This window comes from Metaclostridioides mangenotii (genome assembly GCF_018917235.1).
GTDB lineage: Bacteria > Bacillota > Clostridia > Peptostreptococcales > Peptostreptococcaceae > Metaclostridioides.
On sequence record NZ_JAHLOF010000002.1, the window covers coordinates 74,183 to 97,752 of the forward strand.

Annotated in this window: 25 protein-coding genes; 5 read left to right on the forward strand and 20 right to left on the reverse strand. The window is 29.5% G+C overall.

Annotation, left to right across the window (positions count from 1 at the left end; all coding sequences use genetic code 11):
- Positions 1 to 93: 93 nt before the first annotated feature.
- The 19 genes from KQI18_RS03655 to KQI18_RS03745 all read right to left on the reverse strand — a co-directional run bounded on the left by KQI18_RS03655 (position 94) and on the right by KQI18_RS03745 (position 18,722).
- Positions 94 to 2,862 carry an AAA domain-containing protein gene (locus tag KQI18_RS03655; RefSeq protein WP_216466317.1) on the reverse strand — a complete coding sequence of 923 codons (2,769 nt, stop codon included), beginning with the start codon at positions 2,860 to 2,862 and terminating at the stop codon, positions 94 to 96.
- 115 nt (positions 2,863 to 2,977) lie between these two features.
- On the reverse strand, positions 2,978 to 4,273 hold the full coding sequence (locus tag KQI18_RS03660; protein WP_216466318.1) for a hypothetical protein: 1,296 nt from the start codon (positions 4,271 to 4,273) through the stop codon (positions 2,978 to 2,980).
- Positions 4,274 to 4,703: 430 nt separating this feature from the next.
- The gene (locus KQI18_RS03665) at positions 4,704 to 5,876 is read right to left on the reverse strand and encodes a lysylphosphatidylglycerol synthase transmembrane domain-containing protein (protein WP_216466319.1); all 1,173 of its coding nucleotides are present in this window, start codon (positions 5,874 to 5,876) and stop codon (positions 4,704 to 4,706) included.
- Positions 5,877 to 5,878: 2 nt separating this feature from the next.
- Complete coding sequence (locus KQI18_RS03670; protein ID WP_216466320.1) at positions 5,879 to 6,589, reverse strand: polysaccharide deacetylase family protein; 711 nt, start codon at positions 6,587 to 6,589, stop codon at positions 5,879 to 5,881.
- Positions 6,580 to 7,749 (reverse strand): MGDG synthase family glycosyltransferase, encoded by a 1,170-nt coding sequence (locus tag KQI18_RS03675; protein ID WP_216466321.1) that lies wholly within the window; start codon positions 7,747 to 7,749, stop codon positions 6,580 to 6,582. The genes KQI18_RS03670 and KQI18_RS03675 overlap by 10 nt, the downstream gene beginning before the upstream one ends.
- A 270-nt stretch (positions 7,750 to 8,019) precedes the next feature.
- A complete protein-coding gene (locus KQI18_RS03680) occupies positions 8,020 to 9,348 on the reverse strand; it encodes a HAMP domain-containing sensor histidine kinase (RefSeq protein WP_216466322.1) in 1,329 nt (442 codons plus the stop codon).
- Positions 9,341 to 10,045: a response regulator transcription factor gene (locus tag KQI18_RS03685; protein WP_216466323.1), complete on the reverse strand. Its 705-nt coding sequence runs from the start codon at positions 10,043 to 10,045 to the stop codon at positions 9,341 to 9,343. The genes KQI18_RS03680 and KQI18_RS03685 overlap by 8 nt, the downstream gene beginning before the upstream one ends.
- Positions 10,046 to 10,241: 196 nt before the next feature.
- Positions 10,242 to 11,018, reverse strand: coding sequence for a hypothetical protein (locus tag KQI18_RS03690; protein WP_216466324.1), 777 nt, complete (start codon positions 11,016 to 11,018; stop codon positions 10,242 to 10,244).
- Positions 11,011 to 11,493: an RNA polymerase sigma factor gene (locus KQI18_RS03695; RefSeq protein WP_216466325.1), complete on the reverse strand. Its 483-nt coding sequence runs from the start codon at positions 11,491 to 11,493 to the stop codon at positions 11,011 to 11,013. Before KQI18_RS03695 ends, KQI18_RS03690 begins: the two co-directional genes overlap by 8 nt.
- A 226-nt stretch (positions 11,494 to 11,719) precedes the next feature.
- On the reverse strand, positions 11,720 to 11,863 hold the full coding sequence (gene scfA, locus KQI18_RS03700; protein ID WP_065365606.1) for a six-cysteine ranthipeptide SCIFF: 144 nt from the start codon (positions 11,861 to 11,863) through the stop codon (positions 11,720 to 11,722).
- A 63-nt stretch (positions 11,864 to 11,926) separates the two neighbouring features.
- Entirely contained in the window at positions 11,927 to 12,289 is a 363-nt protein-coding gene (locus tag KQI18_RS03705) for a TIGR04086 family membrane protein (RefSeq protein ID WP_216466326.1), read from the reverse strand.
- A gap of 48 nt (positions 12,290 to 12,337) precedes the next feature.
- On the reverse strand, positions 12,338 to 12,649 hold the full coding sequence (gene yajC, locus KQI18_RS03710) for a preprotein translocase subunit YajC (protein WP_216466328.1): 312 nt from the start codon (positions 12,647 to 12,649) through the stop codon (positions 12,338 to 12,340).
- Between the two features lie 108 nt (positions 12,650 to 12,757).
- Positions 12,758 to 13,879: a tRNA guanosine(34) transglycosylase Tgt gene (gene tgt, locus KQI18_RS03715; RefSeq protein WP_216466331.1), complete on the reverse strand. Its 1,122-nt coding sequence runs from the start codon at positions 13,877 to 13,879 to the stop codon at positions 12,758 to 12,760.
- A 52-nt stretch (positions 13,880 to 13,931) separates the two neighbouring features.
- A complete protein-coding gene (locus KQI18_RS03720) occupies positions 13,932 to 14,423 on the reverse strand; it encodes a phosphate-starvation-inducible PsiE family protein (RefSeq protein WP_216466333.1) in 492 nt (163 codons plus the stop codon).
- Positions 14,424 to 14,562: 139 nt separating this feature from the next.
- Positions 14,563 to 15,588 (reverse strand): tRNA preQ1(34) S-adenosylmethionine ribosyltransferase-isomerase QueA, encoded by a 1,026-nt coding sequence (queA, locus tag KQI18_RS03725; protein WP_216466334.1) that lies wholly within the window; start codon positions 15,586 to 15,588, stop codon positions 14,563 to 14,565.
- Between the two features lie 98 nt (positions 15,589 to 15,686).
- Complete coding sequence (ruvB, locus tag KQI18_RS03730) at positions 15,687 to 16,706, reverse strand: Holliday junction branch migration DNA helicase RuvB (protein WP_216466336.1); 1,020 nt, start codon at positions 16,704 to 16,706, stop codon at positions 15,687 to 15,689.
- Between the two features lie 27 nt (positions 16,707 to 16,733).
- A complete protein-coding gene (ruvA, locus tag KQI18_RS03735; RefSeq protein WP_216466337.1) occupies positions 16,734 to 17,327 on the reverse strand; it encodes a Holliday junction branch migration protein RuvA in 594 nt (197 codons plus the stop codon).
- Complete coding sequence (gene ruvC / locus KQI18_RS03740; protein WP_216466338.1) at positions 17,320 to 17,829, reverse strand: crossover junction endodeoxyribonuclease RuvC; 510 nt, start codon at positions 17,827 to 17,829, stop codon at positions 17,320 to 17,322. Before ruvC ends, ruvA begins: the two co-directional genes overlap by 8 nt.
- Positions 17,830 to 18,101: 272 nt before the next feature.
- On the reverse strand, positions 18,102 to 18,722 hold the full coding sequence (locus KQI18_RS03745) for a hypothetical protein (protein ID WP_216466340.1): 621 nt from the start codon (positions 18,720 to 18,722) through the stop codon (positions 18,102 to 18,104).
- Between the two features lie 147 nt (positions 18,723 to 18,869).
- On the opposite strand from KQI18_RS03745, the gene KQI18_RS03750 reads away from it, so the two are divergent.
- Both KQI18_RS03750 and KQI18_RS03755 read left to right on the forward strand, forming a co-directional pair.
- A complete protein-coding gene (locus KQI18_RS03750) occupies positions 18,870 to 19,193 on the forward strand; it encodes a DUF1540 domain-containing protein (protein WP_216466342.1) in 324 nt (107 codons plus the stop codon).
- A 209-nt stretch (positions 19,194 to 19,402) separates the two neighbouring features.
- Positions 19,403 to 20,176 (forward strand): DUF975 family protein, encoded by a 774-nt coding sequence (locus KQI18_RS03755; protein WP_216466343.1) that lies wholly within the window; start codon positions 19,403 to 19,405, stop codon positions 20,174 to 20,176.
- A 209-nt stretch (positions 20,177 to 20,385) separates the two neighbouring features.
- Here the strand turns inward: KQI18_RS03755 and KQI18_RS03760 are convergent, their stop codons facing one another.
- On the reverse strand, positions 20,386 to 20,847 hold the full coding sequence (locus KQI18_RS03760) for a GNAT family N-acetyltransferase (RefSeq protein ID WP_216466344.1): 462 nt from the start codon (positions 20,845 to 20,847) through the stop codon (positions 20,386 to 20,388).
- 693 nt (positions 20,848 to 21,540) lie between these two features.
- Here KQI18_RS03760 and KQI18_RS03765 point away from each other — a divergent pair.
- The 3 genes from KQI18_RS03765 to KQI18_RS03775 are packed head-to-tail and all read left to right on the forward strand — an operon-like array spanning position 21,541 to position 23,518.
- Positions 21,541 to 22,767: a GHKL domain-containing protein gene (locus KQI18_RS03765; protein WP_216466346.1), complete on the forward strand. Its 1,227-nt coding sequence runs from the start codon at positions 21,541 to 21,543 to the stop codon at positions 22,765 to 22,767.
- A gap of 18 nt (positions 22,768 to 22,785) precedes the next feature.
- Positions 22,786 to 23,388 carry an accessory gene regulator ArgB-like protein gene (locus KQI18_RS03770; protein ID WP_216466347.1) on the forward strand — a complete coding sequence of 201 codons (603 nt, stop codon included), beginning with the start codon at positions 22,786 to 22,788 and terminating at the stop codon, positions 23,386 to 23,388.
- A complete protein-coding gene (locus KQI18_RS03775) occupies positions 23,372 to 23,518 on the forward strand; it encodes an AgrD family cyclic lactone autoinducer peptide (protein WP_216466349.1) in 147 nt (48 codons plus the stop codon). Before KQI18_RS03770 ends, KQI18_RS03775 begins: the two co-directional genes overlap by 17 nt.
- Positions 23,519 to 23,570: the final 52 nt, after the last annotated feature.

Sequence of the window (23,570 nt, forward strand, 5' to 3'; positions counted from 1 at the left end):
CTATACAAATCAAAATATAGATAATTTTGCATAATCTACCTATATATAAAATTCATACCCATCTTCTGGTTCTCCAACTTAAATAAAAACCGATTAATTCAGTTGCGCACTTTTTAAACCTGTATTTTTAGTTTCTTTTTCTGCATTAGATATCGCATCTTCTACCTTGTATCCTTCCACACTTCCATTAGTTGGCAGACGCAAAATAGGTATCCCATATTTCTTTAAAATAATATTCTTTAATTTATCACGTTTTAACTGTTCTGGTTTGTTTTCATGAAATGAAAAGCCATCTACCTCAATTACTAAAATGCAACTTCTATCTTGTCTTCTAAATATTATAAAGTCTAGAGAAGATCTATTATTTACAAATTTTTCTTCTTCTTTAGTTAGCAATTTAGTATCCTTTAATAAATTACGTAAAAATACACCTTGACTATATCCATAAGAGTTATATTGTTCTTTATTCAATATTCCATCTAAAGTTACTCTCATAACCTCTTCAGATTTATATTTTGCATTAGAATTCATTTTTTCTTTTATAGGGAGTAATCTATCTGAAAACTCTTTATACAATAAATCAAATACCGATACTACCTGACTATTTATTACATTTTCATCCAATGTGTTATATTCTATGTATCTTATGAGATTACTAATGTTTTTCCCATTTTCTGAAAACGAATCTGGATGCGTAACTAAAACGAATTGTTTTATAGCTCTTGAAACACCTACATTAATTATTTTTGGATCATCGACAAAATTAATTCCAATCTTACCTTGGCATGATTTGTCTAATACGGTAGACATAATTATTGATTTTTTTTCACGTCCTTGATATTTATGGACAGTATCACTTTGAATACTATCATCTAACAACTCCATTGCTTTATCTGCCTGCTTACGATATGGTGTAACAATGCCAATATCTTCACTCTGTGCATCAATTACTTTATTTTTCAAAACTTCTTCTTTAATTACATCAAGTTCACGTTGATTGTAGGTTCCTTTAGCGTCACCATTTGTAATTTTTCTCATATGATTTCCTTTTGATGTCTTATAAATAATCAACGGATTATTGGATGAATCTGAATCAGTATAAGGTATTAACTGTCCATCATAATACTCTTGATTGCAAAATTCAATTATCTGAGGATGGCAACGATAATGTTCTCTTAAAGTCACACAAGGTATACTTTTTTCTAACTTTAACATTGATGTTAATATATTATTCTCAAAATAATTGTACTTATTAGATGGTGGATCAATTTTAATTTTTATATTTGTAATTTGTGGGAGTTGTTTTGTATCTCCAACAATAACAACATTTTTACAACATGAAAGTGCTAAAACCCCTGTAAGCAAATCTACCTGTGATGCCTCATCAATAATTACATAGTCTAACATATAATCTTCTGGTATAGAAGCGCGTAATGAATGTGTAGTACTAAAAATTATTGGAAATCTTTTTATAAAATCATTAAAATGATTCTTATAATCTTTTTTGGTTATCTCAGATTCTTTTAAATGTCCATGACTTAAATATAAACTTTTTTTAAATATCTTTTCTGAATATTCCTGGTGATCTTTAAGCATCTTATCAAAGGAAGCATTTTCTAGTTCTTTATCTAACTGTTTAAGTCTATTCTCAAATTCTTTTATCTTCATAAAATAAAACTTTCTTTGCAAAGACAATAAAGTAGATATCTCATTCTGACTCCAATATTTAAAGTCAAGAACACCATATTTTAAAAATAATTTTATTTTATATAATATTTTTTTAGTTTTACCATTATCTTTTGCAAAATTAGTCTCTGCTATAAATGACATTAACTTATCTGGATTTTTACACAAAAGTGGTAATTTGCTTATATATTCTACATTTTGTGCATTAAAATAATTTTCAAAATGCTCCTGTTCTAATTTCCAAGCTCTTAATTTATTTATTAGTTGATATTTTTCTCGATCTTTTTCCTGTAGATCGTTCAATTTACTATTGAGGTTTTTAATTTCTTCAAATAATATATTTTCTTCTTTATCTATATTCCAACCACTTACCTCAGGCATTGGCATATTTTTAAAAAATTCTTCTTTATTATCATTTTTTCCAAGTAAAGCTGTTAAAAAACCATATCCAGGGTTTTTCAACTTCTCAATTACATTTTTTATCGCTTCATTATTATTTGATACAACAGCCACACTTTTGCCTTGAATTGTAACAATATTAGATACAATATTTAAAATAGTCTGTGTCTTACCCGTTCCTGGAGGTCCCTCAATTATAGAAATTGGAGATTCAAGTGCATTTTCAAGGGCTTTTTTTTGACTCAGATTAAAGCTGAATGGAAAGATGGCTCTATTAATATCAATTTTTCTACTTTCAATACTTTTTTCAGATAAATATATACTAAGTACACTTTTTGGATGAACATAATTAAGTTTATTCATTTCTTTTTCTAAAAAGCTTTTTTCTTCATATTTATTCTCTTTATATTTAGAAATTGTTTTAAAATAATCTAATATATTATCATATTCTGATTTTTTATCAACAAAATAAAATTCATCTGACTTAACAACATCAACTTCTCCATTACATTTATATATTCTATATTTATCAAAATCATTTAAAATATATTTCGCTTCATAATTTGGTCTATCGTTAATATATAGAATTTTATCTTCAAGATTTATCACCTTTGGATTTACAAGTATATCAACTTTATCTCTATTATATTTATATGGTTTATTGCTGCTTTTATAGGTAACTATTACTTTATTGCTATTTTTATCAACTGTAAAATCCTGTATTTCTAAAGTTTTATCTTCACCATTTATTATAACCATAACTTTTTTCATATCCATAATATTGATTTAGAATCCTCCTAAATATTATATTTTTTCAATATCCCCTCAATAAATACACTTCTTAATTTATTTTTATAAATAATCTTTATCTAAAATTAGTAGATTAATTTTATTAGAAGGTTTTTTCATTATGCAGATATTGAGTAGCAACAGAGATTAATGATATACATCGTCTATAAAAATAATCATAGTGCCTATTATCTTCAATATTTATTTTCGTTGTTTCATGGTGACGGATTCTAAAGTTATTTCCGATAGATGTAAGTTCAGAAAATTCTTTTTCGAAAAGCTCTTTATAATGCTCTTGACTTCCACTCATGTTACTAATTATTTTATTTACTGATTTCTTTTTATCCAAATTAGGCGAATAATACGTTTTTAATCTTTCGAAAGCATCCCATAGTTTTTCAACAGCGATATTAATATTACCTTTGTCATAATAATTGGCAGCTTCTTGAAGTAACTCTTTAAGCCCTGCTTCTTGTATCTGTGCTAACGTACTATTTATAATTTGTCTGGTAAATGTATTTTCAACTTTACCATGACTTAGCTTTAAATTAATATTATTCAATTTAAACATAGCGTTTACTTCTGATTCAAAATTGTTATCATAGTTATATTTTTCAAAAAACTCAATCACATCTATTACGTAATATGGCACACTATAGCATACAAAGTCTTGTAGGTTATCAGTTTCCACATATTGATTTTTCCTATTATAACACATAGGTATGTAAAATTTCTTAATGTCATATATAACTTGTTCTCTAGTTTCAACATAATATTTACATCCATTTACATCAGTTTCTTGATATACATTATTATATCTTTCTAAAAGTTGATATATTTGATTCCTTACGTTTCTTTTAATTGATAGTACTAATTTTTTCTTTTTTATATCCTTTTCATTTCGTAAAGAATATGGAATAAACATATTGTTTTCTTCTGGACTGAATATTCTCCAACTATAAACATCACGGTTAGATATTTTTTCTGAAGGATATAGTTCATACATGTCATTTTTCAAAAGCTGGTTGACTTTATCATAAAACTCTTTCCAATGCTCTTTTTCAATCCTTACTGCTGGATGAAATATCTCACATATGAATTTCAAATATTCCTCATCAGTTCCATCTTTCAAACCGAAACGTTCATCCTCAAATACCCAACAAAAAGGATAGTCATCATTGATTGTGTGTTGCCTGATATCACCTTCGGCATCAGAATACCTTGTGTCCTTACTTGACATATTATTCAAATCATATAGCCTCTTAAGAAAATCAATTTCTTCCAATCTCCCAAAATAAGGGTAAGTGATTTTTTCTACATCCCATAATACATTAATATCTATTCCATTTTGAAACAATTCAAAAATATCACGTTTCGTTATTTCACTAATTCGGTTCACTGTATTAATTTCTCCTTTGCGTTTATCTCTCTATTGAACATTTTAATATAAATTCATCTTTCAATTATCGCTATCTCTTTTTTCATAAAAGCGTTCGAAAAATCGTATTTTGTATAATTAAACATCATGCTATCAATTTATAAGATTATATTATATTTGTAAATCTACATCATATTACTTTACTATATTTTACCATTGTCATAATTAAAATAAAAGTAAATGCAACATCGTCACAATACTTTGAACATATCTTAAGCTCAACATAAGAACATAAAAAGATGCCTCATTTTAATAGAAGCATCTCTTATACTTAATTTCATTTCTAATGTAAAAACAAAATAAAAAAGTATATGAGATATGGTAATCAATTTAACCATAACTCATATACTATTCTTAATTAAAATTGCTATTCTCTCTTACTCCGATAATTTCATATACGTATCTCTTTTTTATTTATCATGTACTTTTTAAAATCAAAATTTCTTATATTTGCAAGTCTATATACTTTTTTCTTTGAACTTTCTCTCCTTACTTGCTTAACATGTATAAAGAGTGTAATAATCCCACTTATTACTAAAAATGCGTAGAAGTTTAAGATTCTACTTACTAGCATCGCAGGTATTAGCATACTTCCAACAAAGAATACTTTAAACATATTCAAAAACCCTGTTTCAGTTGCTCCAACTGCTCCTGGAAGAGGAAGCGATGAAACTGCAAGTGTAAGTATTGCCTGAACAGCTATTATGTCTAATGCACCGTATCCTTTTAGGTTAAAAGCTCTGTAAACAAAGTACGGTACCAAGAACATTGCAGTCACTTGAACTATTGTTATCACACAAACTTTAAACATAAGAAAAGGATTATTTTTGATATGTTCTGCTCCTTTTTGGTACTCTAGAATTTGTCTATCGACTGTATCCATTGCTTTATCAATATTTTTTACTATTTTAACTTTAGCAAGTACTCTTACTAAAAATTTAATAGCTGTATTTACAAATTTTTTAGAAAATACTATACCGATCATTCCACCGATTAAAATCACATTTGAAATAACCCCGTAGATTAATAGTATCTTCATTGCTCCTAAATCTTCTTTTATAAATGAATATCTCACTAAAAACATTATACCTGCATAAAGTAGAGCTACAAGTTGGTGAAATACTGATAAAATCAAAAGTGTAAGTGATGAATAGGATATGTTAATTTTGTCCTTGTTCATGTAGTAAACTTGAGCTGGCTGACCTCCTGATGCTGAAGGTGTTATAGAGCTAAAATAAAATCCTACAAATGAATATCCGAGTCCTTTAAGTAACGATACTTTTTGACCCAAGGTTTTCATTATCAGGTTTATTCCGACAGCCTCACAACCTAGGTACAAAAACATCATAGAAAATCCAATCAATATATAAACCGGGTTTATTTTTTGAATAACTCCTATCAAAGATGAAAATGATTGATCCTTGAAGATGTAGTATCCAGTTATCGCCATAAGCAATACCATAAATGTCAGACTTCCTATATATTTATTGTTGTTGTTTTTATTTTTTTTAGTAATTGCCCTTGAGATTATATATTTTTTCTTCTTTCCTACTTTTTTGCCCATTGTTAGCTCCTTTCTGGTGTGATAAATCTAAATCCAGATGCCTTGAGTTCAGGTAGCGCAATTTTTAAAGCATCAATGGTTCTTCTTGGCGCTCCTTCTGCTCCTCCTGAGTTTTCTCCAGAATCGTGAAGACAAATTATTGAGTTTCCTCTAGTTCTCCTTTTTAGTCTCTCAACTATTACTTCTACTGTTGCATCTTTTTCCCAGTCCTCTGCCATTACACTCCAAAGTATTATTTTAAGGTTGTGTTTTCTTGCAAAGGCGACTGAGAAGATATTTGTATGTCCCCATGGTGGTCTGTAATGTTTTACATCTACACCTAATTTTTTCATTATATTTAGACTTTCTAAAAAATCTTTTTTAGTATAAAAATAACTGTAAAGCCATGCGTTTTTATGCTCTAATGAGTGCAACGCTACCTCATGACCTTCCTCTAACATCCTGTTTATTATATCTGGATTTCCCTTAGCATTATTTGCCACTACAAAGAAAGTCGCTCTGACGTTATTATCTTTTAGAATGTCTAATAAATCGTTTGTATATCTTGGATCAGGGCCATCATCAAACGTAAGCATAATCCTTTTTTTCCCTTTTGTTTTTTTTGTTATGTTTCTATTATAAAGCTTATTGTAATATGTTGGTAGTATTGAATGTGCTAAAAATAAAAGTAATATTATTGTACTTCCAATTAATATAAAATTTATTATATGCATCTAGTGCACTCTCCTTGTGCCTCACCTTCTAGATAATCCAACATCTCTATTAGCTTAAAATCGTCCAAATTATGTTTTATAGATCTTAAGTTTTGTTTAAAAGTAATCAAAAGTTCGTCATCATAAATAATTTTTTTTATATTATCTATATGTTCCTTTGGATTTTTGCTTAATACTCTTCCTATGTTCTTATCTAGAATAAAAGCTGCGTTATTAATCTCATGTAGTAAAAATGGTGTAAATACTAGCAGTGGAAGTTCTGCATGTATTGTTTCAAACAGAGTAATTCCCCCTGGTTTTGTTATTATAAGGTCTGCTTTTTCCATATATTTATCTACACGGTTAGTATACCCCACAACTTCTATGTTATTGTACATAGAGTGTAGTTTGTAGTACATTTTTTCGTTGTTTCCTGTTATAACTGTTGTTTTTACGCCCTCTAATTCATTAAGATCTTCATAAAATTTACTTGATTTAGGAAGTAATCCAAGCCCACCTCCCATTATAAGTATATTTTTTTCGTTTTGGTCTTTTATCAATTTAGCTATATTTGAATTTAATTTATTATTTATATTTATGTCATTTGTATCTTCATTATAAATTCTTCTTATGTTTTTAAATTCTCTTCTAACAGGTATTCCGTTTACTAAAATCTTAGAAACATCTATTCCTTTTTCAACTAATTCGTTTTTAGTATATTCATCTGCAACTATGTAGCAATCAGTATTTTTACTGATCCATTCTGAATGACTACTCAAATCTGTTATGCAAGTTAATAATGGTACTTTGTATCCTGTTTTTTCTTTATATCTTGATACAAGCTGCGAACAAAATGGGAATGTAGATATTACTACAGTTGGTCTGATTTCATTTAAAAGATCTTCTAACTTCTTTAAAAAATTTTCAAATACAAATGGAGTAGAATCTATTTTCCCGTTTTCTGTAAATCTATAAAATAAATTATACAGTTTGCTTCCTTTGTTTACTAGAACATTAAAGGCTTTATACATGGTATCTGTATACTCTGGCATGATGTACTCAAATATATCTACTACCATTGTTTCAGCACCAAAATATAAATCCTCAATCTCTTCAGCTAACGAATTAGATGCTGAAAGATGTCCCATACCAAATTTACTTGTAAGAATTAGTACTTTCATATTTCTCATCCTCTCTTTAGCAAAAGTGAATTATAAGTCTTTGTCACTCACTATAACTAGCAATATAGTTTCGCAAGTTTTCCATAAATTATTACGACTGATTTCGATTTAATAATATTTAAATCGATTTCTTTCACTATGTAATATTATCTGCTATATATAATATTTTATTAGCTAAATCTTTAGAAATACTTAGTATAATTCTTAAGAATTCTTAATTTTTTTAAAGGCTTGATTTTAGAGGTTTTTATTAATTTTTTTTAAAAAAATTTAATCTTTTCTAGAGCTTATCGGAATGCCAATTTCAACCATAAATTCTTTTTCATCATTAAAGATATTTAAGAAACCATTGTGATTTTTTACTATTTCTTTACAGTTCTTAATACCTATACCAAAACTTTCTGATTGATCTTTTGATTTAGAAACACGATTTGCCTGCTTTATAAGCAGAAAATTTTTTGTTGTTCTAGCTGAAAATTCAATTGGTGTATCTTTATCAGCATACTTTATTATATTTGAACATATGTTAGTGAAAATCCTTCTAAATTGGGTTATATCTACATCAATATGTATTTGGTTATGTAACTCATTTTTAAATTTGACCTCAAATCCACTCTCTTCTAATTCAAATGTCGTGTCTAAAATCAGCTGGAATATAAATTCATTTGCATTGATTCTTTCGAATTCATAATCGATATCTCCTGGAGACGATACAAAATGAATAAACAAGTTTTCGGATAATTTTTTAATCTGATAAGCATTTACCCTTGCATTTTCAATATATCTGTCCAACTGCTCTTTGTCTTGGTACTTTCCATCCGCAATAAGATCCAAATAACATATTACAGATGTCAGTGGTGTTCTTATATCGTGGGATATTGATGTCACCATATCTTTATTTTTTTGCCTCATTTCACTTTCTAGTACAAGTTGATCAGTTATTACTCCACTCATTTCATTGATGCTGTTTGCAAGGGAACTTAATTCGTCATTTCCTTTTACAGGAATTCTGTACTCTAGGCTTCCTGATTCTGCTATCTTTATTCCCTGCTCAATCTTTTTGATATACTTCATCTTTCGGCTAAACAACAAAAGGAATGTCACTATAAAAGTTACTGCTAAAAAAGCTACCGACGCAGCATTTATAAAGTTTTGAAATCTTGCATTAAAAAACGCTGTTATTGTTACCTCCGCAGTCGTATCTTTAAACTCTAAAGTGTAGTTGTTCATAAAATCGTTGCTTTGAAGTTCTCTTTGCTCCTCTTCATCAGATACCTTCTTTGGATAATTTACAGTATCGTACATTATTTTTTTATCCTTGTGTATATTCATATACACATACCATTTGTCGTCATTCCAGTAAGATACCATTTCTGCATCAGTTGATTTTAAATCATTCTCTTCAATATAAGTCTGAAGATCTTCTACTAACTTTGTTAAATGGCTTTGAAAATAGTGTTTTTCTTCAGATGCACTATTTACAACACCTTCAAGCATGTTATAAAATGGTACATTTAATGCAAAAGCTACAAATATAGATACAATGATATAAAATAGAATTTTCCAACCTAGCCTAGAGGGTTTTAATTTTTTAATCAATATAGTACCCCTTTCCCCAAGCAGTCTTTATGTACTGAGGATCTCGTTTATCCTTTTCTAACTTCTTTCTTAGGTTCCTTATATGAACCATTATAGTGTTGTTTGCTGTATAGAAGTATGGCTCATTCCATATACTTTCGTATAAATTCTTCGATGAAAAAACCTTCTTTCTATTTTTCATCATTAGTTCTAGCATATCGTACTCTATTGTTGTTAGAGAAATAATTTCACCTTTTAATTTAACTTCTTTGGTGTCTATATTTATACTTAGATCTCTTACAGTCATCTCTTTAGGTTCTTCTTCTATATTTATGCCTTGGTATACATAATATCTTCTTATAAGAGATTTAACTCTAGAAGTAAACTCAGAATAAGAGAACGGCTTAAGCAGATAGTCGTCTCCACCAGATGAAAAACCTATTACTTTGTCAGATTCTTGAGTCTTTGCTGTCAAAAACAATATAGGTGCATTGGTTTTTTCTCTGATTTCTCTGCATGCCGTAAATCCATTTTTTACAGGCATTACTACATCTAAAATTATAAGATCTACATTTTCATCGACTAAATCTATAGCCTCCTGACCATTGGTAGCCTTAATTACTATATATCCCTCATTTGATAGCAGTATGTCCACTATCTCTATTATCTCTGGGCTGTCATCAGCAACTAATACTGTTTTTTGTAAATTATTGTTCATATCGAGCTAATCACCTCTTTATATGTAGTCCGTACAAATCTGGTTTTTTTATTTATCCAAAGCTGTTCGGACTTTTTTCTATATTATATTTATACCATACTAACTTAATTTTTCACAACTTTACAAGATAACTAAAACAGGCGATAGCTAATTATAGCTATCGCCTTTTACATTATATATCTAAAAAATTGTTATTTTATTTATTTAGAGAATCAATCAGTTGATGAGCCATCTCAGCCAGTTCTTCTTGTGTAACATCTGAGTCAATTGCTGTAAACATATAACTTATTCCATCTTGCATCCAACTTAAATGTTTAGACTCTGAAACCTCCACCTCATCACTACCATAACTGAATACATATTTTCCTGAAGCTTCATCTTTTTTATCTTGTTCAGTTAACTTATAATCAGCTGGTACTACCTTGTTTAAGTAAGTTATATATTTTAAATCAATACCTTTATAGTTTTCTAGAAGTTTTTCACCATCAGACTCTTCACCTAATTTGCCTTTTGCTAGTCCTAGACTTAAGTTGTCATCGCCTTTTTCGTATTCAATATCTAAAGTGTTTTGTTTTCCTAGACTATTTTTATTTTCATCTAAAAATTCATTTTTTACTTTATGACCACTTTTAAACTCGTATCCTGTATCAAATTTTTCTACCAACTTAGGTTCAAAATTAAAATCTTTATTTATCTTTTCAGCACTTGGCATTGAATAGTACGTAGGTATTGTACTAGAGCTGCCGACTATAGAAGCTATTTTACCGCCTGCAAGTACAGTAGTACCAACAGCCACAGTAGCAACTAAAGCTACCAAAACCCCTCTTTTTATTGGTATCTTTCTAAATATTGATCTATTATTCATTTCACTAATCTCCTTTTTATCTCGCAAGCTAAACAAAGTATCACTCACCTTATTATGAAAACTTTCTGGTGGATCAGGAAAGATATTGTTCCAATTGTCTTTATTCATAATCTACCTCCATAATCTCTAATTTGTTTTTTAGTAGTTTTCGTCCTTTAGCCAACCTACTTTTTACGGTTCCGGCAGGTATTTTTAATATCTGTTTAATTTCCTTTACAGAATAGCCCTCCACATAAAAAAGAACAACAGTTATTCTTATTCGCTCAGGGAGTTTTGTTATAGCAAGATACAATTCACTATAGTCCTCTTTATCCTCAGCTTTTACAAACTCAAAACATTCCTCATAGGGTACATTGGGCTTTTCTTTGCGTTTTAAATGATAGCATTCATTTAATAAGATTCTGATAAGCCATGTTTTAAAGTACTGCTCTTCTTTTAATGTATTTAATTTTTCATAAGCTTTTAAAATTGCACTTTGAACCGCATCCTCACAATCTTGATCTTTGCTCAAAATTGTTTTAGATACATGATATAAAGTACGTTCAGCTTCTAGAACTTTCTCTATAAATAAATTTTTATTCAATTAGCTTCCTACCTTCCCTAGCAAATCGCAGCGCTACTTATTTGCCTCTTCACTAATTAGACGTTTAAAGGAGTGAAATGGTTCATTTTATTTTAAATTTATTTTATTATAATTATAATTGCATAAAAAAATACTCGGTCAACTGGACTTTGCGACATTTTAATCGTAACGCAAAATTGCATAATGCAACTACCCAATTGATCGAGCATTTATGTAGTAACTTTCTCTATCTTTCGCACTCTTGATTTGCAACTGTGCAAGAAGTCTTGCAAGCTGATTGACAAGAAGTTTGACATTCTCCGCATCCACCTTTTTCAGCGCTTTGCTTTAAAGTAGCTCCTGATAAAGTTTTTATGTGTTTTTTCTCCATGACTATACCTCCATTCCCATTGTGCTATACTGATTATATCATAAAATGACATTATGAGAAACTCTATTTGAAGTTGACTCCCAAAACTCCACCAATTCCACCGGCTGCAGTCATAAGAAGGATTCTGTATAACATTGTAGATTCAAAAACAAAGCTATCTTGAACGAGAAAGACAGTTAAAAATACGCATACTATGTACATTAGACCAACTAATAGGCCATAAAAAAGACCCTTTTCCTTTATTTTCTTAGATGCATAGAATCCACCAAAAGCTGCAGAAATAGTTGTGATAAAGGATGCCGCCATGGTAATCGTCTCTGCACTCATGCTAGTAAACGTCAAAAACAAGCTGTATATAAGAAGTATAGCTAATGTCATAATATAAGCAAAACCAAGACCTTTAAAAATATAATTTGATTTCTCCATTAAAAAACCTCCTCCTGAATTAAATATATTCAAGAGGAGGTGTTTAAATTACTTTTCTTCTTTGTCTTCTTTAACTTCTACTTCTTCTTTTTTAGATTCAACAGTTCCTATAGCCCATCTTTGGAACGGAACTTTAGTTCTGCTTGGACCTATTTCAAGAGTTAAGTTGTCATCATCAACTTTAGCAACAGTAGCTATGATTCCTCCTATAGTAGTAACTTTGTCTCCTACTTGAAGGCTTTCTCTCATTTCTTTTAACTGCTTATCTCTTTTCTTTTGAGGTCTCATAAGTAAGAAATAGAATAAACCAAATACGACTACCCATACGGCTATTACAGGTAATAGTGATTGTTGTGGCATGCTTTTCACTCCTTGTTCTTCATAATTATATCTTGTTAATTTAAATTATGCCTTTTAAAGCGTTATAGAGTATTATACATTAAAATGATAATAATTCATAGTGAATCGCTATAATTCGTACCCATATTTTGTAAAAAACTCTTCTCTAAAATCCAGAAGCCTATCTTCAATGATTGCTTCTCTTACTTTAGCCATAAGATCTAGTAGGAAGTGTAAATTGTGTGTAGTTATAAGTCTAGCCCCTAAGATTTCATTAGTCTTAACTAAATGTCTTATATAAGCTTTTGTGTAATTTTGACATGTATAACAACTACACTCTGGATCTAACGTAGTAAAGTCTTCTGCATAACTTGCATTTCTAACTACTACTTTACCTTGGCTAGTCATTGCTGTACCATTTCTAGCTATACGAGTAGGAAGCACGCAGTCAAACATGTCTACCCCTCTGATTACACCTTCAATAAGGTCATCTGGACTTCCGACACCCATCAGGTATCTAGGTTTGTCAGCTGGCATAAGCGGTGTTGTGTATTCAAGTACTTCGTACATCAACGGCTTTGGTTCACCAACGCTAAGTCCACCGATTGCATATCCTGGTAGATCTATTGAAGTAATTTCTTTAGCGGATTGTTCTCTAAGATCTTTGTACATTCCACCTTGAATTATACCGAATAACGCTTGTTTCTCAGTATTATTATGAGCTTCTTTACATCTTTCTAACCATCTAGTAGTTCTTTCTAGAGATTTTTTTACATAATCCCTGTCTGCTGGATACGGTGCACACTCATCAAATGCCATCATTATATCTGATCCAAGTGCATTTTGTATCTCCACTGCTTTTTCTGGTGTTAAGAAGTGTTTTGATCCGTCAAGGTGGGATCTGAACTCAACACCTTCTTCAACAATTTTTCTAAGTGGACCTAAGCTGAATACTTGAAATCCTCCGCTGTCTGTCAATATAGGTTTATCCCAATTCATAAACTTGTGAAGTCCACCTGCTTTTTTAACAATTTCATGACCCGGTCTCATGTACAGATGATACGTATTGCTAAGTATTATCTGTGATCCAATTTCTTTTAGTTCTTCTGGAGTCATGCTCTTAACTGTCGCCTGTGTTCCAACTGGCATAAAAATTGGTGTATCAATAACGCCATGTGGCGTGTGTAATCTTCCTAGTCTAGCACCACTTTGTTTGCAAGTTTTTATAAGTTCATATCTTACTGCATACATATATTATTTCTCCTAATCATTAGTTACTACCTGTTAAACTTCTATACTTATATTAATTTTCGTATTCTTCTTCGTATTTAACATTGATTTCATCCAAAATCTTGTCATCACATTTTCCATCAATGGAGTCAATCTCTGTTATATAACTTCCTTTTTGAATTAAAAATCTCTTTATTGCAAAAAGACCGGCCATAGCAACTACCCCTAATAAAACATCCATCATACCTTCATTTTTAGGAAGTAAAAGCATTTTTCTAGCTATTGCATACAACAATGCCTCAATAAACGCACCTGGAATATGAAGTGATAGCATTATAACTAGCTCAACTCCAATCACAAGTAATAGTACTTGTGCCAATATATTGTTTAGTGTTTGGTATTCAACAATATTTTTAAAATCTGTTATATATTCAAACCATATAAGTCTAAATATATCCATAACACCAAGGCATATTGTAAGTAAAACAACTACTGCTAGAAGTTTTTCTAGTAAAAATGCAATTTTTAGTACTTTGCTATTACTGTTTTTTGCTAATTCTTTCATAGAAACCCCCCTTCATTTTTGACCTTATTTTAATTAATTTTAATGGTTTTTATTTTATAGTCTATATTTACAGTTATGATTATATATACTTTTTCTAGAACTTTATTTTTTATAATCATAAGTATGGGTTTTTAGTTTTCTACTTAATTATCATAGCATCTCCAAAACTGAAAAATCTGTATTTTTCCTCGACAGCTACATTATATGCATTTAGAATATTTTTTTTACTACTCAGTGCACTAACAAGCATTATAAGTGTAGACTCAGGTAAGTGGAAGTTAGTTATTAGTCTGTCCACAATTTTAAACTCATACCCTGGATATATAAATATATCTGTCCAACCACTCGTCTCTTTTATTATGCCATTTTCTTCACTAGCTGATTCAACAGTTCTACAACTTGTAGTTCCCACACATACCACATTTTTTCCAGCTTTTTTAGCTTTGTTAATTTTTTCAGCTGCTTTTCTATCTACCATATAGTACTCTGAATGCATATGGTGTTCTAAAACATCGTCGACCTTAACTGGCCTAAATGTACCAAGTCCTACGTGTAGAGTAATAAATGCAATTTCTACACCTTTTTTCTGTATTTGATCCAAAAGTTCTTCAGTAAAATGTAGCCCTGCTGTTGGAGCTGCAGCCGAACCATTGTGTTTTGAGTATACTGTTTGGTATCTATCTTTTTCTTCTAATTTTTCTGTGATATATGGAGGCAGTGGCATGCTTCCCAGCTCATCAAGAATCTCCTCAAATATCCCATCGTAGCTGAACTTAACTATTCTAGATCCGTCTTCTCCCATTCCAATGACTTCACTGATTAGTTTTCCCCCACCAAAAGAGAATTTGGTACCTATTTTTGCTCTCTTACCTGGTTTTACTAGTGTTTCCCAAGTATCATCTTCTGTTCTTTTTAATAATAAAAACTCTATCTTTCCGCCAGATCCAACTTTTTCTCCAATCAATCTAGCAGGAATTACCCTTGTATTATTTAATACTAAACAATCTCCTGGATTTAAATAATCTATTATATCTTTAAATATCTTATGTTCTACTTCGCCAGTTTTTTTGTCAAGTACCATCAGTCTAGAACTAGATCTATCCTCTATTGGCACTTGAGCAATTAATTCTTCTGGCAAATCAAATTTAAAATCACTTGTCTTCAAAACTAGACTCCCTTTCAAAAAAAATTCACCTTACTATTATATCAAAAAATAGATATATAAACTACTGGTATAAATTTAAAAAGTCCCGTGATACTATGCTATTTGTCACGGGGCTTTTCTATATTTAAGTGTTCATATGCTAACGGCATTGCTGACCTTCCTCTAGGACCTCTATTTATAAATCCAAGTTGCAGTAAATAAGGCTCAAAAACATCTTCAATTGTGTTTCTATCCTCACCGATTGAAGCTGCTAAAGTATCAAGTCCAACTGGCCCTCCACCAAATTTTTCTATTATGGTATGTAATAATTTTTCATCTACGTAATCAAGCCCTAGGTTATCAATCCCAAGCAGCTCTAGTGCATCCTTTGCTGTTTCATCCCTAATTATTCCATCTGATTTAACTTGAGCATAATCTCTTACTCTCTTTAAAAGTCTATTAGCTATCCTTGGAGTACCTCTTGAACGTTTAGCAAGTTCTAATGCTCCTGACTCATGAATCTCTGCATCCAAAATAGAAGAAGACCTCAAAACTATCTGCGCAAGTTCATCTACTGTGTAATAATCAAGCTTACATATTACACCAAATCTATCTCTTAAAGGATTTGTTAGCATACCTGCCCTAGTAGTTGCCCCTATTAAAGTAAATTTAGGAAGATCTAATCTTATACTCCTAGCAGAAGGACCTTTTCCTATAATAATATCCAAACAGAAATCCTCCATTGCAGGATATAGAACCTCCTCTACACTTCTATTTATCCTGTGAATCTCATCTATAAAAAGTACGTCATTTTCATTTAAGTTAGTAAGTATAGCCGCCAAATCTCCGGCTCTCTCTATAGCTGGACCAGAAGTTATCCTAAGATTAACTCCCATTTCATTGGCTATTATACTTGCAAGAGTCGTCTTACCAAGTCCCGGTGGACCATACAGAAGAACATGGTCAAGTTGTTCGTTTCTAGACTTTGCGGCTTGAATAAATATGCTAAGCTGTTCTTTGGATTTTTCTTGCCCCAAATATTCTTCAAGTGTCTTCGGTCTTAAACTGTTTTCTATATCAACATCATCTGTCTGCATAGAAGATGTGATTATTCTATTTTCGTCATCAAATTCGTTCATAACTTCTCCCCCCTTCTAGATCAGCTTTTACTTGGTCATTAAATAGCTTAGAGATTTCTTTATTATATCCTCAGTATTTAGACCATCTTTTTTACATTTTTGTACAGCCTCTTTTGATTCCATAGGGCTGTAACCAAGAGCGACAAGTGCTTCAACAGCCTCATCTTGAGAAACAAGTATAGGCTTTTCAGAGAATAGTGTCGGTTCAAATGCCACACTTTCTTTATCTATCTTATCTTTAAGCTCTAGTATAATTCTCTCAGCTGTCTTTTTCCCAACTCCAGGCGCCTTTGAAAGGTTTGCTATATCGTCACTTAATATAAATGCTCCTAACTTTTCGGGAGATGAAAATGAAAGTATAGACAATCCCACTTTTGGACCGATCTTGGAAACTGAAGTCAAAAGTTCAAACATTCTAAGCTCTTCTTTAGTAGAAAATCCACATATGTTTAAGTCATCTTCTCTAACTATTAACTTTGTGTATATCTTAGCTTCCTTTCCAACTCTCATATCTGCAATAGTGTTTGTAGATGCATTAATCTCATATCCTATATTATTATTCTCTATAACTATGTAATTTAAGTTGATCTCTTCAACTGTTCCTTTTATATAATTAAACATATTTGCCCCCTATATTTTTCAAAGTCTTTTCAAGTTTATTTGAATGCGCATGACAGACAGCAACAGCTAATGCATCAGCTACATCATCAGGTTTTGGTACAGCTTTCAAATTTAAAAATGCAGTTACCATCTGTTGAACTTGGGATTTTTGTGCTCTACCATATCCCACAACACCTTGTTTTACTTGAAGTGGTGTATACTCGTATACTGGCTTGTTATTATGAGAACACGCAAGCATAGTAACCCCTCTAGCTTGTGCAACTGTAATAGCAGTCTTTACGTTTTTATTAAAAAACAGTTCCTCTATTCCGACTTCATCTATATTATAATTCTTTATAATCGTATCTATTCCTTTGTACACTAGCTCTAGTCTTCTAGATACGTCCATGTGTGCTGGTGTAGTAACAGCTCCGTAGTCAATAGGAGTAAATTTATTGTTTTTGTACTCTACTACTCCATATCCAACTATAGCTATCCCTGGATCTATTCCCAAGATTATCATAAATAACGTCCTTCCCCAATATCTCTAACATATTTTTTATATGTACGTCTACAACTTAATTTTTTATTTTTATTTTAAAATCGTTTATATTTTTGTTTACAAAACTTATGTTCTAAATAATTATAACATAAATACAAGTCAAAATAAGCCATAACATACATTATGTAAATAAAATGGCAAAATAAAAAGAACTATCTACTGTAAACAGATTACTAAAGATAGCTCCTTATGCTAATACATTATTTATACTATAAATTAATTCTAACTTAAAACTAACTTGCAAAATCCTCTAATCTTGCGTATGCCTCATCTTCAGTGTCCATTATTACACCCTTTTCGATTTCATCTTGTACTGTTTTAGGAAGAGAATCCAAAGTTATTTTAGTCTTTTCTACTAAAGTCTTTTTACCTTTTTGGTCGTACTTATAAAGTGCTATATGACCTTTGTTAGATTCTATAGCGTACTTACCTCTTTTAGTATTTTCGCTCATCGTATCGACTTTTTCATCCGATTCATAATTAGAATCCTCTAGTACAATTTCATCTTTAGCTAAACTTTTTACTACTTTACCTGGGTATTCATTTTTAAAGTATTCCTTGATTTCATTTTCTGTTTTTCCCAAAACCTCATTTGGAACTATTCCTGCCATTATATAAGTTTTCTTGTAATTTGTCTCTGTCTCACCTTCATTTTGTAGCCAAACCTCACAGTCTTCATTTAAACCATATGGTTTTTGTACTTTTGTCTCTGTCATATTCGATGTTTTTTTGATAGACATATCCCTGTTTGCAGCAAATGATCCTATATAAAATCCACTTCCAAATACTATAATTGCTGTTACCACATAAGCAGATATTTTTTGATAATTATAACGTCTTCTTTTTTCAAACAATATATTCGCCTCCTTTTCTAATATTCTCTCCAAATAGGAAGCTTTTATACAATTTATGTAAATAATAGGAAAAAAATTGTTGTTGATGTTATACTTATAAATTTATTTGGACATACTGGTAATAAAGAATGATTAGGAGGTAGTTTTATGTCTAAAATAAATTGTAATGTAACAAATTGTTCTTACTATGATAACAATCTTTGTTACGCAGAAAAAATAAATATTTCAGGTAAGTCTGCTAAGAATAGTGAAAGCACTAACTGTAGTTCATTCTTAGAAAAAGAACACTATAGTAGATTGACTAACAATACTAACAATGGTCAAACTGATCTAGTCTGTAATGTAAGTTATTGTGAGCATAATGGCGAAGGAGATACTTGTAAACTTCAAAATATTCAAGTTGAGCCAAAAACTGAAAAGCCTATTATGTACTCTGAGACTTATTGTGGTAGCTATGAAAGTAGAATGTAATTTATAAAAAATTAAAAAATTTTAAAATTATTTTTAATTCAAAAAGTATTATTTTATGCAACTTTAATATAAAGTTTATATATTTTATATAAGTCATTATGCATTTAATAATACTTTTTTATTGTAAATTATTAACATTTAACCTTTTTAATAATACTCGAATAAGTTAAAATTAAGTTTAGATATAAATATATCAAGGGGGAATTATTATGGTTTCAAATTCTGTATTAAAAGAAAGGGCAAAAAGTCAATTGAAAGGTCACTTGGGTTCAGCAATCTTTGTGGCATTCTTGACATCTTTAGTGTTTTTTATGACTGAAAGCATACTTGAATCAGAGGCTACAAGCTCAATTATCTTATTTTTATTATTACAATTATTTATAGCTGCACCATTATATGTTGGTAAGATTAAATTTTTACTAGACCTTGCACTAGATAAAAACCCTAAAATTTCAGAGATTGCATTTGGTTACAAAAACTTAACTAAATCTATGATTTTAGGAATTGTTTTATTTGCTGGATACTTAGCACTCGGGTTATTATTTTCAATGTTTGGATATATAATATTTGAATTTACTGATGTGAATGTATTTACTTTAATAATAGGGATATTTTTAGGAATTGGCTTGATTATTTTATTTTATTACATTGTTGTGCTATTTTCTATGTCATATTATGTATTCTGCGAAAATCCAGATATGCATATTTTTGAATGCATTAAAAGAGGCGTTAGTTTAATGCAAGGTCATGTAATGGAATTTTTTATACTTGGACTTAGCTTCTTGGGTTGGTATATACTACCAATAGCAATAGGATTAATCATCTATTTAATATACTGTATCTTTAATGTATTAGGAATTATTTTTATATTAAGTTTAATAGCTATTTTATGTGCAGTACCATATATGCTATGGTTATCAATATACATGGAAGTTACGTATATTAATTTTTATTTAGAACTTAATAGTTTTGAGATTGAATAAAAAAATATATTATATCTATAGCTCTTTTATTTTGTCTATATTTACATTTGGCAATGTGCTAGTTTTTTTAGTGTCTTATATGAATGCTACTCAAGCTAATTACTAAGTTGAACTAAATATTTTTATAATAGAGTAATTTATAAGGGACTAATATAAGCACCCTGATTTTTCAGGATTTATATAGTCCCTTTATATATACTCTAACCATATTACAATCTCATTCTAAGCCTAATCATATCTAAACATTCAATACCATTTTCTACTATCTTCTCACTGTAGTTGTTCTTAAAGAAGTCCACATCAACTCCAATGATTCTAAATCCACATTTTTGGTAAAAAGCGAGCTGTGAAATACTTGAGTTACCAGTACCGACCTCTAAATACCTAGCCCCTTTACTTTTGGATAAATTCACCGCGTTTTCAACAAGTAACTTCCCGACACCTGTATTTTGACAGGATTCTCTAACTGCTATGTTTACGATTTCTAGTGTATCTAAAGACTTTCTTGATAACAAATATACGCCAACAGTCTCATTCTTTAAAATGGCGATATGACACTCCCCTTCACTTATATATCTTTCTACCATGTCAATAGAAGGATCAGCTAAATAAAGCAAATCGTATGGTATTGTATCATTACAGTTCATTTTTCTTATAGTTATATTATTCATTTTTATCCTCCGATATTTTTTCTATTTAATATAATTGTTTTATAAATGATATTAAAATAATTATAAAACTGTACAGCATATGCAAAATAATATTATATTTAATATCTCTCGTTTTAAAATAAACATATTCCAGAGATGTAGATATTGCTAATTTAGGGACTACTGATATTAAAGAAGGTGTAAAAATTAGTAAATTTTTAATAATTTGATTTGAGAACAGTTGGCTAATTTCCTCAAAGCTCACAGAGATTCCAAATACAAAGAATGATACCAAAGAAATAAATACTGCACCACATAAATCATATCTGAAATATTCATAAGCCCTCGGATTTTTATAAATTTCAATTAAAGATATAATAATTATCTAATGTAAAATTATACCTTATTATAGCAATATAATAAGATAATGTTTACATTATTGCAAATCCTTAAACCTAATTTCCTAATTAGAATAAAAGGTAGCTACCTTATTTGAACTACACTGATGCCATATCTTTTTTTGAAATTCTTTTTGAGTATTAATGTATGCGAGATAAGGTCTCATTTCTATATAGATCATCAGATATTTTTAAATTATTGTGTAAAATAAAAAAGGAATTATAAACTTTTTGGCGAATATATACTATGTTTAACGTCTAATTTTAGTGAAATTATATGTTAGCTTAAGACTCATGTCGTATGTGGAGGTAAATAATGTTAGAAACAAATTTTTATTGGACACTATTAATGTTAATATCAACATCGATTGAATGGTTTGTATTAAAATTTATTTTAGATGAATCCAGTAAGTTAAATAGTAGTAAAATTTTTGCAAATCTTTGTTTTGTAGTATCTATTATAACAATTATTTTAATGACTGCATTTGATGTAAATGTATATTTAAAATTGTTTGTAAGTTTAGCCATAACGTTTATAATATACAAAATAAATTACGATACAACTATTTTAAAATGCATAGTTATAACTTTACTATATTGGATGTTAGTAATTAGTTTTGATGCACTAGGCTCTACAATAGTAATAGCTTTGAATAAAGTAGCAAATTTAAATATATTACTACAACAAAATGTCTTTAGGTTAGAATTGATTATTTTAACTAAATCATTACTCTTAATGATTGTACCTGTTGTTAAAGGAATTAAACTCTATACAAAAATAGATAACAAAGGATACTTATATATTTGCATACCAATTTTAGCAAATATATTGAGTATTGTTGCGATAACAGGTTTTATGTTTCAAGGTTCAAATTTCAATTATACTAAAAGCATAATAATGTTTACGATTTCATTCATACTATTATTATCCAATATATCATTAGTAATTTTGTTATCAAGATTAATAAGAGATAATGAGGTTAGATTAGAAAATAAGATAATAATAGAAAAAATGAACATGCAATACGAGTACTATTCCAATTTACAAAAGTTTGAAATGGGTACTATATTTGAAACGAAAAACTTATTATTAGATGTTCTTTTAACTGAAAAAAAATACATTTGTGACTCAAACAATATAGAATTTTCCGTAGACATAGACTTCTCTAAATGCTTATTTATGGATATTACAGATGTTTGTTGTATATTTACAAACATAATTGATATTTCAATGGAGGAATGTAAAAAAATAAGAGGAAGGCATAGGTCTAAAGTTATAAAAATTTCTGGAGATGTAGTAAATAATTATTACGTAATTAAATGTGAAAGTTCTAAACCCAATATAACGGTTTACAGTAAAGATACAATTATTACTGACGATCAAGATGATACAGTTAAGTGTGGAATATGTATTAACAGTATAAAAAAGTCAGTTAAGAAATATCGCGGTGAACTTGTAATTTCTTCAGATGATGATCTTACAACAACAATCCTCATACCAATAAATAAACGATTTTCACGAATTAGTACATTAAATAAATAATTTTAGAGGGTGTAATTAGTGATAAAAAACAGTGCTTGTAAAATAACTTCATACCTTATAAGTAATCATGAAATAAATAATGAAGAATACGATATTTATTTATATGCATTTGAGACAATAATAGCGTTCATAATCAATATAGCTGTAATATTATTTGTGGGATTTATATTTGATAGATTTACTGAGACGTTGTTGTTTTTATTATTTTACTGCCCTATTAGACAATTTAGTGGTGGTTATCATGCAGATAATTATAAAAAATGCTTATTAGCATTTATAATATTGTATCTAGCTAATATGTACATAATAGAAAAATTACTTAGTTTTAAATCAAATTCTATTGTGATTATTTTAATGACAATAAGTTATATAGGAATATATTTATTATCACCCCAAGAACATAGAAATAATCCTTTAAGTAAATCAGAAGTTAAAAAATATAAAAAAATTGTTATATATCTATCTAGTTTTCTTTTTGTAACATCAACTATAGGCATTAATTTTACAATAATAAAAGAGTATGCAACTTATACAGCTTCCGTTATTGTATGTATTTTTATAATGTTGATTTTAGGTATCATAAAAAAAAGGGAGGAATTATATCATGAAGAAAAATTTTAAGTCACTAGCATTAGGAAAAGTAGGCTCTCTAGCTGTCAGTACACTAAAATTATCAGCTAATTCAACATCGTCATTTTTATCGCATCAACCAAAAATGCCAAAAAATGTACAAAAATTCAAAAAGAAGTAAAGTACTTCATCTAGAAATAAAATGGTTGCTTTTTTTAAAGCAACCATTTTAT